Below are 13,082 nucleotides of genomic sequence, written 5' to 3' on the forward strand. Positions count from 1 at the left end.
CTACTGCGTGCTCGCCGGCCTGTGCAAGGCGACGCCGGCCACCACCAGCGCAATGCCGATGCAGTCGCTGATGCCGGGGATCTGGCGCAGCACGAGGATGCCGATCAGCGTCGCCGTGACGGGCAGCAGCGACAGCATCAACGCGAAGCTCGACCGCGGCAGCCGCGCCATGGCGAGCTGGTCGCAGATATAGGGGATGACCGAGGAGCAGATGCCGACGCCGATGGCCGCCAGCAGCAGCGGCGCCGAGAAAAAGGCGGGCAACGCGTCGGTGAAGCCGATCGGCAGCACGGCCAGGAAGGCCACGGCCATGGCGGCGCCGAGCCCGGCAATGCCGCCGCCGGCGCCTGAAGCGGCGACGCGGTGGCCAAGCACGATATAGCCCACAAAGAGCGCGCCATTGAGGAAGGCCCAGAACAAACCGATGGGATCGCTGGACCATTTGACGTCGATCAGCAGCAAGGTGCCGGCCACGGCGACAACAAGGGCAGCGAGATTGCGCGCGCTTCGGAGGCCGACCAGCGCGACGCCGATGGTGCCGACGAATTCGATCGCGGCCACCAACGAAATCGGCAGGCGGTCGAGCGCCAGATAAAAGGAGCAGTTCATCACTGCCAGACAGGCGCCGAAGGCGAGCAGCAGCAGCCGTGTCGACCGATCGGCCTGGGCGAAGGTTCGCCACGGACGCGTCAGCGGCGCGAAGATCAACGCGGCGGTGGCGATGCGCAGCCAGGCCATGCCAAGCACGCCGATCTGCGCAAACAAAAGCACGGCGAAGGCAGGGCCGAGATAGTGGAAGACGGCGCTGACGCAGAACCAGACATGCGGCGGCAGCGATGTCGCCAGGCTGGTAAAGGCCGCACCTGCGGTGCGCGTGGTTTGGACTTGCGCCTGATCGTTCATCGGATCAGTATCGCAGGTAATTTTTTCGGTTTATATGACTTGAGACCGTTCAAAAATCTCGTTCACTTTCGATGTGAAAGGATTTTCGATGAAGCGCCTTCGAAGCGAAAATATTGATCTCGATGCGGTCGACCTGAAGATCCTGCGCCTGCTGGAAAAAGATGCACGCGCCAGCACGGCGGAACTGGCGCGCGCCGTCGGGCTGTCGGCGCCGAGCGTAGCCGAGCGCATCAAGCAGCTTCAGGAGAACGGCGTCATCGAAGCCTATTGCGTGCGGATCAATCCGGCGGCGCTTGGCCTGAACCTGTCGGCATGGCTGCGCATCAGGCCGGTGCCGGGGCAGCTCGCCGTCGTGGCCGAGATCATCCGCGACCTGCCCGAGATCGCGCAATGCGACCGGGTAACCGGCGAGGACTGTTTCATCGCGCTGGCGCATGTCGGCTCGGTGGCCGAACTCGAGCGGGTGATCGACCGCATCATTCCCTACGCGATGACCAACACGGCGATCATCCAGTCATCCCCGGTGGCGGCGCGCTCGCCGCTGGCGGGGATCAGGCGGCTGGATGACCGCAATAGATCAATTGCCCGGCAGTGAAGCAGGTGGCCGCTCGACTTGCCGCCGTCAGGCGTGGCCGCGCTTCAGGCGAGCGCGCTTCAAGATGCTGCGCCAGCGGATCATGTCAAAGGGGATCGGCTCGTTGTTGTTGGCGATGTGGAAGATCTCGTTGTCGACGTTCTTCAGCGAACGCCAGAAATCATAGTCCGTTATGCGTGGATCCGCGGCTAGCCTGTCCACCTCGACCTTGATGTCGGTTTTCATGCACTTACCTCGAATCGGCTTCGCCCCGCCGCCCGTAGAACGACCCTGTGCGGACGTTTTCGAACGCTCCGCTGAGTCGTTCAACGGCTCAAATGGCTTGTTCCCGTTAAAACCTCGGTAAGGTTAACGCGGGCAGGAGGCTGCTTCAACCACTGGCGCTCGCCGATTTGAAGGTTCGACGATTTTGGCTTGTCGGTGTGGCTTTGAAGCCCAGGTCCGGTCCGTCCGGGAACGAGGTGGACGTCGATTTCGGCCTATTTGCGCCTGATGCCGATCGAGCGGCCGGCGCGTTCGGGCATCGGCAAGGCTGCGTGAGCGGCGCGCATCGCTTCGATCTTGGCCAGCACGTCGGCGGGGAAGGAGGCTACCTTGGGCCCGGACATGTCGACATGCAGTGCAAGCTGCTCGGACGTGGCGGCGAGCCAGCCGTCGGCATGGCGGATTTCCTGATAAAACCGCAACCGCTTCTCGTCATGGTCGATGAGCTGGAACGAGACTGTGACCTTGTGGTCGAGATGCAGTTCCTGCACGTAGCAGACATGGACTTCGGCGGTGTAGATGGTGAGGCGGCGGTTCTTGACATAGTCCAGCCCCATGCCCATCGCCTCGAAGGCTTCATCCGAACAGCGGTCGAACAGGACGTTGTAGTAGGCCATGTTGAGATGGCCGTTATAGTCGATCCAGTCCTTCTCGATAGCCATTGGCTGAGAAACAAAAGGGGCGGGGATCGGCATGGCAACTTCCTTGTTCTGGTGCTGGATAGAGCGTGGTTGTAAGAGCGGTTCATCGTTTCACGGAAACGCCGGACCGCCTCTTCTTGTCTGACACAATTCCCTAGGGAATGCGCTAGGCGCTTTTCCCGGGAAAACCGCTTCACACTTTTCCTGGAATTGCGTTAGGCATCATCCATAAATGCATGACAAGGATGGACACTGGTCCATTCGCGGAGGAATTCATGGCCCTGAGCGACCTCAATCCGGTCGAGCGCAACGAAGAAGGCATCGCCGCCGTGCTCGGCATCCTCAAGCAGCGATTTGGCGAGCGCTTTCAGACCGGCGAGGCGGTCCGCTCCCAGCATGCGCATACGACCACCTACATCCCGACGCAGGCGCCGGACGGCGTCGTCTTCCCGGAAACGACCGCCGAGGTGCAGGAGATCGTGCGCGCCTGCGCGGCGCACCGCGTGCCGGTGATCGCCTTCGGCGTCGGCTCTTCGCTCGAAGGCCACACCAACGCGCCGGGCGGCGGCATCTCGGTCGACACGTCGCGGATGAACAGGATTCTTTCGGTCAACCCGCAGGATCTCGACTGCACGGTCGAGCCCGGGGTGACGCGCGAGGATCTCAACCGGCATCTGCGCGACACCGGTCTGTTCTTCCCGATCGATCCCGGCGCCAATGCCTCGCTGGGTGGCATGGCGGCGACACGGGCCTCAGGCACCAACGCTGTGCGCTACGGCACGATGCGCGAGAACGTGCTGTCGCTGACGGCCGTCATGGCCGATGGCGAGGCGGTGACCACCGGCAAACGGGCGAAAAAAAGCTCCGCCGGCTACGATCTGACGCGGCTGCTGGTCGGTTCGGAAGGCACGCTCGGCGTCATCACCTCACTGACATTAAGGCTGCAAGGCATTCCGCAGGCGATTTCCGGTGGTGTCTGTCCGTTTCAGAGCGTCGAAGCGGCCTGCAACGCCGTCATAGCGACGATCCAGATGGGAATTCCGGTGGCGCGCATCGAACTGGTCAATGCGCTGCAGATGCGGGCGATGAAGACTTACTCCAAGCTCGATTACCCGGAAAGCCCGTGCCTGTTCGTGGAGTTCCATGGCAGCGATGCAGGCGTTGCCGAACAGGCCGAGACCTTCGGCATGATCGCCGAGGAAAATGGCGGCGGACCCTTCCTGTGGACCAGCGTCGCCGAGGAGCGCACCAAACTTTGGAAGGCCAGGCATGACGCCTATTGGTCGTCGCTGACGCTACGGCCAGGCGCCAAGGGCCTGTCGACCGACGTCTGCGTTCCGATCTCGCGTTTTGCCGAATGCGTCACCGAAACCGAGGCCGACATCGCCGAAATGGGGCTTGTCGCGCCGATCGTCGGCCATGCCGGCGACGGCAATTTCCACGTCCTGGTGCTGATGGACGTGAACGACCCGAAGGAAATCGCGCTGTCGGAAAAGTTCGTGGCGCGGCTCAATATGCGGGCCATCGCCATGGAGGGCACCTGCACCGGCGAGCATGGCATCGGCCAGGGCAAGATCGGCTTCCTGCGCCATGAGCTTGGCCATGGCGTCGACATCATGCGCACGATCAAGCAGGCGCTCGATCCGCTTGATATCATGAACCCGGGTAAGATCCTGCCGGCCGCGGGATAGGGACGAGTTTCGGCAAAAGTGGACCGCAGACATCGGTCGAGTTGCCGACGAATTGCCTAAAGGATCGCAGGCCTGCCGTTTGACGTGCGTGACCAGGTCTCATTTTCCCGCCCTTCCAGCGAATGCGCAAGAATCGGAATGCGCTTGTCGCGGACAAGGTGCAGAACACGATCCTCTCATCGGGGAAAGGGATCACCCATGCTGACGCTTTATGACTATCTGCCTTCGCAGAATGGCTGGAAGGTGCGTGTTCTGCTCGGGCTGCTCAAAATCCCGCATGAGACGCGCATCGTCTCGATTTTCGAGGGCGAGAGCCGCACCGACGCCTTCCTTGATCTCAACCCGGCTGGGGCCGTTCCCGTTCTCCAGCTCGAGGACGGTCGCACCATCGCCGAGTCGAATGCGATCCTCGCCTATCTCGCCGAAGGTACGCGCTTTCTTCCAGCGGACGGGTATGAGCGCGCGAAGGTCATGCAGTGGCTGTTCTTCGAGCAATATCATGTCGAGCCGGTCATCGGCTCTCTGCGCTTCTGGACATTGACCGGGCGGCTCGAACGCAACCAGGGCATGGTCGCGGCAAAACGGGAAGCCGGCACCCGCGCGCTCGCCGCGCTGGACCGCAGCCTCGCCGAGACCGCATTTCTTGTCGGGAAGCAGCTGTCGATCGCCGATATCGCGGTTTATGCGTACGGCCATCGGGCCGAGGATTGCGGTTTTTCGCTCACAGATTACCCGGCATTCGAGGCGTGGCTGGGGCGCGTACGAGCTGCCATCGGTGAGGACTATCCCGTGTATTCCTACAGTGTCGATGCCCATTCCGGTGCCTGAGAGGGAGCCGCCAGCGCAGATCGTCTTGACCGCGCCGGCATTCGGGCCGAGACTCCGTGCGCGGGAGGTCTGAACGAGACGGGCAACCCAAGCGGAGGAGTGGTGTCATGGCGATCTCACGCAAGGAAGAAGCGCGCGCGCTGAGTGCCGACGAACACGAACTGGTGGAGAAATCGCACCATCCGGCGGTCCAGGACCTTTCCGACGCGGATCTGTCCGGCCTCGTCAAACGCCTGCGGGAGCGGCGCGACAAGGCGCAGACCGAGGCGCATCGTCGCCGGCGCGAAATCCGGGGCAAGGGCACACCGAAAGGGGCTGTCGCTTCAAAGGCCGACGGCGGCTCGCAGGTGAAGCTTGCGGTGCTGGCGATGGCCATGCGGCGGCTGAATGGCGAGGCCGAACGGCGCCGCCAGTTGACGGCGCGCATTTCATTGGTCGACAGCGCGCGCAAGGCGCTGGCCCTGAAACAGAAAGCGCCGACGGACGGTCCAGCGTTCAACGCGCGCACCGCGCATAAGGGCATGCGGGCCGTGCCAAACCAGAGGACGCCGAATCTGGTTCGGCCGGCCGAGCTCGGCCGACAACGCAAGGCGGCCAAGGTGGCGCAGGCAAAGCGCGACGCGCGTTGAATTCGCACTGATGACGCCGATGATCGCGTGCTGGTCTCCCCAGCACGCCGAAGCACGGCAGACGCTTCTCGGCCGACACCTGTCGACAGGCTTTGACGCTGCGTGTGCCGTCTACCGACTGGCCAACTTCTCTGGCGCTGCTTCGGCAAGCACCTGCAGCATCGGCCGTGTCGGCGCGAAGAATGTCGTGCCGGTGTGAGGGGTGGAGAAATCAAGCAGCCGGTCGTAGGCGCCGGGCGGGTCGCCGACATACATGCGCTGCAGCATCTTCTCGATCACCCAGAGATACCTCGAATAGCCGATGAAGTAAGTGCCGAATTCCCGTTGCCCCGGCCGGCCGAACGGCATGTTGTCGCGCAATATGTCATGTTCGTTGCCGTCGGCATCCTCGATGGTGGCGAGCGACTTGTGCGATTTGCGCGGCGCTTCGTCATCATCGATTTCGATGTTGTCGATCTTGGTTCGGCCGATGATCGCCTCCTGCACGGGCGTGGGGATTCGCGCCCACGCCTGTAGATCGTGCAGATATTTTTGAACGACGACATAGCTGCCGCCGGTAAAATCAGGATCTTCGTCGCCAACGAGCGCCGAGGCGGGCAGATCGAGGCCGGTTGGGTTGGCTGTGCCGTCGACGAAACCGAGCAGGTCGCGGGCATCGAAATAACGGAAGCCCGAGACTTCGTCGACGACGGTCACGCCGGGACCAAGCCTGTCCAGCAGGATACGCTCGAACTCGAAGCACATGTCGGGCCGCTCGGAGCGGATATGGAAGAGAAGGTCGCCGGGCGTCGTCGGCGCGGCGTGAACCGCTCCCTTGATCGGTGCGAACGGCTTCAACTCCGCCGGCCGCCGGCCGGGGCTGAGCCGATCCCAGAGATCGCGGCCGATCCCGGCAATGCACGACAGGCGGCCGCCGAGGTCGCGGAACCCGACAGTCTTGACTAGGTCATCAAGGTCGCCGAGCACGGAACAAACCCCGGCGAGAACCGGCTGTTCATCGGCTATGGTGACGACAAGGAAAATCGCCGATTGCGAAAGCGGCGCGTCGACGCTCTGCGCATCGATCGGCACACGGTCCCAGTTCTTCCCCGACATCCCCAATTCTCCGCTTTTCCAGGATTCTTTCAGACGACCCCGGATCGGAAAACGCCGCGGCCGGAACAGGACGAGCACGCCCAAAGCAGGGTATCGCGACTACGAGCGACCGCGCAAGATCGAGCGCCGTCCATGGTTGTCGCCGCCGACGATCGAATTGCCTCTTTATCGACACGCGGATGCGGGTAGAGTGCGGCTGATTTCAACCAAACCGTTCGGAGCTGATGCTCGCACGCCTGTTCGTGATCTTCGGTGGCCTGTTCGTGCTGGTGCTGTGCGCGGCGCTGGTGGGGCCGTATTTTGTCGACTGGTCCGGCTATCGGGCGCAGTTCGAGCGCGAAGCGAGCGCCATTCTCGGCCGCAAGGTGACCGTGCAGGGCGCCGCCACGGCGCGCTTGTTGCCGTTTCCATCGGTAACCTTCTCCAATGTCGCCGTTGCCGGCGGCCCCGCCGGCCAGCCGGCGATGACGGTCGAGACGTTTTCGATGGATGCGGAACTGGCGCCGTTCCTGCGTGGCGAGGTGCTGATCTTCGACATGCGGCTGGTGCGGCCGAAAGCGACAATCGACATCGCCGCCAATGGCACTGTCGACTGGGCGATGCGGCCGTCCTCGCCCTTCAACCTCAACCAGATCTCGATCGAGAAGCTCACGGTGACGGAAGGGCAGATCGAGTTGCGTCATGCCGCCGGCGGACGCAGCCACATCATGTCCGAGATCAATTCGACCATCTCGGCCAAATCGCTGGCGGGCCCGTGGCGCATGGATGGCACGCTGAGGTTCGACGGCCTGCGCACGACGGTTGCCGCCACCACCGGCAAGGTCGAAGGCAATGGCCAGATGCGGTTTCGGCTGAAGGCCGATCCCGACGCCTATCCGCTGGTCATCGAAACCGACGGCAATGCCGGCATCGTCAACGGCGCCGCCGTCTACTCCGGACAGTTCAAGATTTCCGGCGCCGACAAGAACTCGGCCCAGTTGCGTGGCACCGATGGCGAGACGGTGAAGGTCGCCACCGGCAAGTCCGATCCCGGCTTTCGGGTCAACGGCAAATTCGCGCTCGATCACCAGAAGCTCGGCATCGATGAATTCCGCTTCGAGACCGGGCCGCTCGACAACCCCTATACCGCCGACGGCAAGGCCTCGGTCGATCTCGGCCAGAAGCCGAGCTTCGCCATCGAGGCCAATGGCGCGCAGGTGCAGTTCGACGAGGCCGTGGGTGCGGCGGCGGGCGCCGGCTTGACACTGGATCAGCGCATTGCCGGACTGGAACAGGCCTTGCTCGACCTGCCCAAGCCGACCATTCCCGGAACGGTCGAGGTCAGGTTGCCGGCCGTGGTGGCCGGCGACACCACGGTTCGCGACGTTCATCTTTCCGCCGAGCCGGTCGATGGCGGCTGGTCGGTGAAATCACTCGCCGCGACACTGCCCGGCCGCGCCACGCTGGAAGCCGACGGCCTGCTCAGCGTCGAGAACCATTTCGGCTTCACCGGTTCGCTGCTGCTGGCCGTGGCGCAGCCTTCCGGCTTCGCCGCCTGGTTGTCGAAGGACGTCGACGAGGCGATCCGGCGCCTGCCCGCCGCCGGCTTCCGGGCCAAGGTCGATCTCTCCGAAAAGCGCCAAGCCTTCAGCGATCTCGAACTGGTCCTGGGCAAGGCGACGTTTTCCGGCCGCATCGACTCCAGCCAACCCGACGACGCCAGGCCCTCGGTGCTGATGCGGCTGGAAGGTGGCGATCTCGATGTCGACGGGCTGGCGGCCTTCGTCTCGATCTTCATCAGCGACAAGGGCGCCAACCGATTTGCCGACCGCGATCTCGATTTCCAGATCAAGGCGGGACCGGTCAGCGCCGGAGGCTTGACCGCCGATACGGTTGACACAGCGCTCAGGCTGCGCGACGGGCTGCTTGAGATCGACCGACTGTCGGTGGGCGGGCTGGCTGGCGCGTCGATCAGCGCCACCGGCCGGATCAAGGATTTTCCGGCGAGTCCGACCGGCAAGCTTGACGCCTCCGTGGTCGCCGTAGACCTGAAGCCACTGATCGACGTGGCGGCGCAGCACTATGCCGACAATGCCGTGCTCAAGGGACTGGCAAGCCGCGCCGCTGCCTATCCCGACCTGTTCCAGGATTCACGCGTCGATCTTGTGGTGAGTGCCGCCGACAATGGCGACGGCACAACGGGGCTTGCGGTGAGCGGGCAAGGCAAGGCCGGCGGATCGTCCTTTTCCGCCTCACTGTCGGGGAAGGGAGCGGTCGACAAGCTTCTTGAAGCGCCTGTGGCGCTGACCTTCAATGCCAGGAACCCCGACGCCACCGCGCTGCTGGCACTTTACGGCTTGCCGGCGCTGCCGCTCGGCATGCTCGGCGAGGCAAGCACCGACATCCAGGCCAAGGGCACGCTGGGCGGCGGCCTGGCGACGAGCTTCAGCCTTGCCGGCAACGACTTTAACGCCGGTTTCGACGGCACCGTAGCCGACACACCGCAAGGTCCGGTCGCAAAGGGCAAGGTCAGCCTCGATGCGGCCGACATCGAGCCCTGGTTGATGACATCAGGCATGGGCCTGCCAGGCATGGGAACAGGCATGTCGACGTCGCTCACCGCGCAGGCCGATTACGGCAACGGCCTACTGGTGCTCTCAGGCCTCAATGCCGCCATCAACGAAGCTGCGGTTTCGGGTGACGTGAATATCGACGTCAAGGAGGGGATCGACGGCAAGGATGGCGTGCCGCATCTGGCCGGCGCGCTGTCGCTCGACGAACTCGATCTCGACCCGATGGCGGTGGCGCTGTTCGGCGATTCCGCGTTCACGGACAAGAGCGGAGACAATAAAGGCGGTGTGTGGCCGACGGCTCCGTTCAGCCAGAAATCCAGCCTTCCGTTCACGGCCGATCTCGACTTGACCACGGCTTCCCTTGCCGCAGGACCATTCGCCACCGCCTATGACGCAGCCTTGTCGCTGAAGCTCGACCAGGAAGGCATCCGCGTGTCCGATCTCAAGGCCAAGTTCCTTGGGGGTGCGCTTACCGGCCTGTTCGAATTGAAGAACAATGACGGCACCGGGCTTTTTACCGGCCAGATGAAGCTCGCGGACGCCGATCTGCCAGCCGTGCTGCCGGATGCCGGCATCGATGGCAAGGGGGATGTCTCGGCGGCGTTTTCGACAAGCGGCAAATCGGTCGACGCGATGATCGCCGCTCTGTCGGGTTCGGGCACGGCGGCGCTGAAGGGCGTCACGGTCGCCGGCGTCAATCCCGATGCGTTCAGCACCTTCCTCGCCAAGGCGGACGCGATCGGGCGCGATATCGATGCAGCCAAGGTAGCCGGCTTCGCCCCTGCTATCGCGGCAGATGGCAGTTTCGCGGCAAAGGATGCCGACATCGCCTTCACCATTGCGGGGGGCACGCTGCGGGCGCCGCCGATCAGCCTCGAAAATCCTTCGGCGACCTTGTCCGCCGACATCACGGCGGATCTCAACGCCGACGCGGTCTCCGCCAAGGGTGCGGTCACCTACCGGCCCGGCGACGAAGCGCTCGTCGGTTCCGAACCGGCGATGAATTTCAGCGCCCAGGGGCCGTTCGGCGCCGTCAAACGGCAGTTCGACAGCGAACCGCTGGCGCAGTTCCTGACACAGCGCGCGCTGGAGAAGGAGCAGCAGCGGGTCGAGGCGATGCAGGCCGCGTTGCTGGAGAAGCAGCGGCTGCGGCGCGAGGTGCGCTACTACGCTGCGTTGCAGGACCAGCGCGACAAGGCGGCCGAGGAGCTGCGACGGCAGCAGGAGGCGGCGCGCCTGAAGGCCGAGGCCGACGCAAAGGCGAAAGCCGAGGCGGAAGCTCAGGCGCAGGCCGAAGCAGAGGCCAAGGCCAAGGCGGATGCCGAGGCAAAAGCCAAAGCCGAGGCGGATGCCAAGGCAAAGGCCGAAGAGGCGATGCGGACCGCCTCGCAGGAGAAGGCAAGGATGGAAGCGGAGCGCAAGGGCACCGAGCAGGCGCCGACGCCGGAACCGGCGGCACCGCCGGTGGCCAATGACAATCCGTCTCCGGCCAAACCGCAGTTCAATCCGTCTACGATCGACAATTTGCTGAAGTCTTTGCAGTAGGGCAGTAGGGCAGTAGGGAGGGGATTTCCCTCAATTGCTCAAAGAACGAGCAGCTCGGCGCTTTCGGCGACGTAGCGGGCGTGACGAAAATCGCGGATGGCGGCAAGCTTGCCCTCCTGCCAGACGAGCAGGATGAAATAGGCTGGTCGCGCAGCCGGATCGTTGCCGTCGTGAACGAGGACCACCGGCCTGTCCTCGACGAATCCCGGCACGAAACGCCAATCGTGGACGCGGGAATAGTTGTGGAAATAGGTGGCCACTTCCTTGGGTCCGGTAAACCGCGTCCTGGCCACCAGCTCGAGGCGAACTTCATCGGCGAGCATGTCGCGCACGGCGTCGAAATCGCGGGCGTTGAAGCGATCGATATAGGCTTCGAGCAACAGGCGTTCGGAGACGCTAAGCCTGGGAACCGGCCGATCCTCGGGCTCGTCGGCGAGCTGGCGCAAACGGCCCCGGCCACGATGCAGCGCCGCCTTGACGGCGGGGATGCTGGTGTCCAGCGCGGTGCTGATCTCTTGCAGGGAATAACCCAGAACGTCCATCATGATGACGCTGCTGCGCTGCGCGACGGGCAGGCGCATGAAGGTGTGCAGGCCGGCGGCAGCGGCCTGACGGTCGAAGGTGGCGTTGGCCGGGTCGACGATCATGTCCGGATCCTCATCGGAAAAGGCCTTTTCGCGGGCTCGCCGGCGCAGGAAATCGAGTGCCGTGTTGTGCGCGATGCGAAACAGCCAGCCCTCCGGATTTGCGATCTGGCCGGCGTTCGGCAAAGCCTCGAACGCCTTGGCCAGCGCTTCCTGCAACACGTCCTCGCCGTCGAAGACGGAACCTGTCATGCGCGCACAATAGCGGTGCAGCTTTGGGCGCAATTCCCCAAACAGGCGTTCGATGAGCGCGCGGTGCTCGCCAGGAATGAGGATGTTCATACGCCCGCCGTTCTCTACATCGCTTGACCGCCTACTGGTCCAGCATCCGGTAACTGCCCACCACCGTCATCGCCTCGCGATGCGGAGGGTCGATGCAGCGATCCCTGATGCCGTTCTGAAAAGTCTCGAACGCCGCCAGCCCGGGAAGGGTGCCGGCCTGCTCCTCGGTTGCCGCTTCGACCAGATGGAAGAAGGTACCGTCGCTGGACCGCCATGTCATGTAGCGGAACCCTTCGGGCGATTTATCCCGCAATTCCTGGAACACGGCCTTGACCAGCCTCTCGTTCTCGTCGGCCAACTCGGGTTTCGTCCTGTAACGTATCAAATGGTGTTTCATCTTGTCCGGTCCTCTGGCGGCGCTGCACCTTGCAGGTCGCTCATGTCCAAGACGAAGCGGCGGAGCCAAAGGATTCGGGGGTTCCGGAATTTCTTATGCGCCCGTCATGCCCTTTCTTCCCGGTGGTAGTCGGGCTTCGCAAGTTAAATGGACGACGGCGCGTTGCTGACGGCTGTCGCGATCTATCGTGCGCTCTCCGTCGATTGACGACGGTATGTCATGCGTCCGGTTGCGCCGAGAAGGCCACAGGCCATGCGCGGCAGTTATTCGACCAGAATGCGCGCTTCCCTCGCGGCTTCGACAAAAGCATCCCTGGCGATGTCGGCCGATACGCCGCCGTTCATTGCCTGCCGGCACGCCCGCAGCGCAGCCTTGTGCTTGATGCTTCCCGCATCGCGCCAGTGATTGGCAAGAAGGTCGAGAGCTTGTTCGGCATTGGACAGATTGCGAACGTCGCCAGTAACGCCTGTGGAAACCGGGACTGCCTTGGAAAACCAGATGTTGTACATGGCATAGCCTCCATTCAGCTAGGTTACGAAAACTTATTTCTGGAGCGTATCTCGATCCTTTCGGGCGAGCACGCTCCTCAGCATGGGTTCGATGCGCGAAAGCTCGTCGAGATGCGCGGCCGACAAGTCGGCGAGGCAGGCGTCGGCCCGCTCGGTCAGTTGCAGCAGCACCTTACGCTGGTCGTCCTTGTCCTGATCCCTGACGACCAGACCGGCCTCGCACAGGCGGTTGACGAGTTCGACGGCGCTATGGTGGCGGATTCGCAAGCGTTCGGCGAGGTCGCCTATGGCTACCGGGCCTCCGCCCGGAAAACCCTTGATGGCGAGCAGCGCCTGATGTTGGCGCGGCGTCAAACCGGCGTCTTCGGCCTGTAGCTGGCTGAATTCCAGGAAGCGGCGGATCAGATAGCGGAACTCCGACAGCCGCTGGTAGTCGGCCTGGCTGATGGCGGGGCGGGGTTTTTGCGGATGCGACATATCAGACATGTGTTGCCGTTTCGGCCAAAGCTCAAACGATTTCGAGCCAGGTCCGCTTGAATATTTATATCGTATTACGATACATAGCCG

The 13,082-nt window shown here is 63.5% G+C and carries 13 protein-coding genes; 5 read left to right on the plus strand and 8 right to left on the minus strand.

Annotated elements, in window-relative coordinates; translation table 11 throughout:
- Complete coding sequence (locus tag LB551_RS15910; RefSeq protein WP_224659799.1) at nt 1-903, minus strand: EamA family transporter; 903 nt, start codon at nt 901-903, stop codon at nt 1-3.
- Between the two features lie 88 nt (nt 904-991).
- On the opposite strand from LB551_RS15910, the gene LB551_RS15915 reads away from it, so the two are divergent.
- Complete coding sequence (locus LB551_RS15915) at nt 992-1,498, plus strand: Lrp/AsnC family transcriptional regulator (protein ID WP_224659800.1); 507 nt, start codon at nt 992-994, stop codon at nt 1,496-1,498.
- A gap of 27 nt (nt 1,499-1,525) precedes the next feature.
- Here the strand turns inward: LB551_RS15915 and LB551_RS15920 are convergent, their stop codons facing one another.
- On the minus strand, nt 1,526-1,723 hold the full coding sequence (locus LB551_RS15920; protein WP_013894716.1) for a hypothetical protein: 198 nt from the start codon (nt 1,721-1,723) through the stop codon (nt 1,526-1,528).
- A gap of 254 nt (nt 1,724-1,977) precedes the next feature.
- Entirely contained in the window at nt 1,978-2,457 is a 480-nt protein-coding gene (locus LB551_RS15925; RefSeq protein WP_224659801.1) for a thioesterase family protein, read from the minus strand.
- 221 nt (nt 2,458-2,678) lie between these two features.
- Between LB551_RS15925 and LB551_RS15930 the strand changes: the two genes are divergently transcribed.
- From LB551_RS15930 to LB551_RS15940, 3 genes are all read left to right on the plus strand, one after another.
- On the plus strand, nt 2,679-4,094 hold the full coding sequence (locus LB551_RS15930; protein WP_224659802.1) for an FAD-binding oxidoreductase: 1,416 nt from the start codon (nt 2,679-2,681) through the stop codon (nt 4,092-4,094).
- Between the two features lie 198 nt (nt 4,095-4,292).
- The gene (locus LB551_RS15935) at nt 4,293-4,922 is read left to right on the plus strand and encodes a glutathione S-transferase family protein (RefSeq protein ID WP_224659803.1); all 630 of its coding nucleotides are present in this window, start codon (nt 4,293-4,295) and stop codon (nt 4,920-4,922) included.
- Between the two features lie 107 nt (nt 4,923-5,029).
- A complete protein-coding gene (locus tag LB551_RS15940) occupies nt 5,030-5,551 on the plus strand; it encodes a hypothetical protein (RefSeq protein ID WP_224627301.1) in 522 nt (173 codons plus the stop codon).
- Nucleotides 5,552-5,662: 111 nt separating this feature from the next.
- Here LB551_RS15940 and LB551_RS15945 read toward each other — a convergent pair whose 3' ends face one another.
- A complete protein-coding gene (locus tag LB551_RS15945) occupies nt 5,663-6,646 on the minus strand; it encodes a Dyp-type peroxidase (protein WP_224659804.1) in 984 nt (327 codons plus the stop codon).
- Nucleotides 6,647-6,870: 224 nt separating this feature from the next.
- On the opposite strand from LB551_RS15945, the gene LB551_RS15950 reads away from it, so the two are divergent.
- Entirely contained in the window at nt 6,871-10,743 is a 3,873-nt protein-coding gene (locus LB551_RS15950) for an AsmA family protein (protein ID WP_224659805.1), read from the plus strand.
- Nucleotides 10,744-10,781: 38 nt separating this feature from the next.
- On the opposite strand, the gene LB551_RS15955 is transcribed toward LB551_RS15950, so the two are convergent.
- The 4 genes from LB551_RS15955 to LB551_RS15970 form a co-directional block, all read right to left on the minus strand.
- Nucleotides 10,782-11,669 (minus strand): sigma-70 family RNA polymerase sigma factor, encoded by an 888-nt coding sequence (locus LB551_RS15955; RefSeq protein WP_224659806.1) that lies wholly within the window; start codon nt 11,667-11,669, stop codon nt 10,782-10,784.
- Between the two features lie 31 nt (nt 11,670-11,700).
- Complete coding sequence (locus LB551_RS15960) at nt 11,701-12,006, minus strand: hypothetical protein (RefSeq protein WP_140554435.1); 306 nt, start codon at nt 12,004-12,006, stop codon at nt 11,701-11,703.
- A 263-nt stretch (nt 12,007-12,269) separates the two neighbouring features.
- Complete coding sequence (locus tag LB551_RS15965) at nt 12,270-12,515, minus strand: DUF982 domain-containing protein (RefSeq protein ID WP_140554437.1); 246 nt, start codon at nt 12,513-12,515, stop codon at nt 12,270-12,272.
- Between the two features lie 33 nt (nt 12,516-12,548).
- Entirely contained in the window at nt 12,549-13,001 is a 453-nt protein-coding gene (locus tag LB551_RS15970; protein ID WP_140554438.1) for a MarR family winged helix-turn-helix transcriptional regulator, read from the minus strand.
- Between the last annotated feature and the right edge of the window lie 81 nt (nt 13,002-13,082).

The sequence above is a fragment of the Mesorhizobium sp. BR1-1-2 genome (genome assembly GCF_020165435.1).
In the GTDB taxonomy this organism is placed as follows: Bacteria; Pseudomonadota; Alphaproteobacteria; order Rhizobiales; family Rhizobiaceae; genus Mesorhizobium.

Bases quoted from the DNA above. Each gene is read 5' to 3' on its own strand.
- LB551_RS15950 (WP_224659805.1), top strand. From the start codon at position 6,871: ATGCTCGCACGCCTGTTCGTGATCTTCGGTGGCCTGTTCGTGCTGGTG.
- LB551_RS15925 (WP_224659801.1), bottom strand. From the start codon at position 2,457: ATGCCGATCCCCGCCCCTTTTGTTTCTCAGCCAATGGCTATCGAGAAG.
- LB551_RS15930 (WP_224659802.1), top strand. From the start codon at position 2,679: ATGGCCCTGAGCGACCTCAATCCGGTCGAGCGCAACGAAGAAGGCATC.
- LB551_RS15960 (WP_140554435.1), bottom strand. From the start codon at position 12,006: ATGAAACACCATTTGATACGTTACAGGACGAAACCCGAGTTGGCCGAC.
- LB551_RS15915 (WP_224659800.1), top strand. From the start codon at position 992: ATGAAGCGCCTTCGAAGCGAAAATATTGATCTCGATGCGGTCGACCTG.
- LB551_RS15970 (WP_140554438.1), bottom strand. From the start codon at position 13,001: ATGTCTGATATGTCGCATCCGCAAAAACCCCGCCCCGCCATCAGCCAG.
- LB551_RS15945 (WP_224659804.1), bottom strand. From the start codon at position 6,646: ATGTCGGGGAAGAACTGGGACCGTGTGCCGATCGATGCGCAGAGCGTC.
- LB551_RS15920 (WP_013894716.1), bottom strand. From the start codon at position 1,723: ATGAAAACCGACATCAAGGTCGAGGTGGACAGGCTAGCCGCGGATCCA.
- LB551_RS15965 (WP_140554437.1), bottom strand. From the start codon at position 12,515: ATGTACAACATCTGGTTTTCCAAGGCAGTCCCGGTTTCCACAGGCGTT.
- LB551_RS15910 (WP_224659799.1), bottom strand. From the start codon at position 903: ATGAACGATCAGGCGCAAGTCCAAACCACGCGCACCGCAGGTGCGGCC.
- LB551_RS15935 (WP_224659803.1), top strand. From the start codon at position 4,293: ATGCTGACGCTTTATGACTATCTGCCTTCGCAGAATGGCTGGAAGGTG.
- LB551_RS15955 (WP_224659806.1), bottom strand. From the start codon at position 11,669: ATGAACATCCTCATTCCTGGCGAGCACCGCGCGCTCATCGAACGCCTG.
- LB551_RS15940 (WP_224627301.1), top strand. From the start codon at position 5,030: ATGGCGATCTCACGCAAGGAAGAAGCGCGCGCGCTGAGTGCCGACGAA.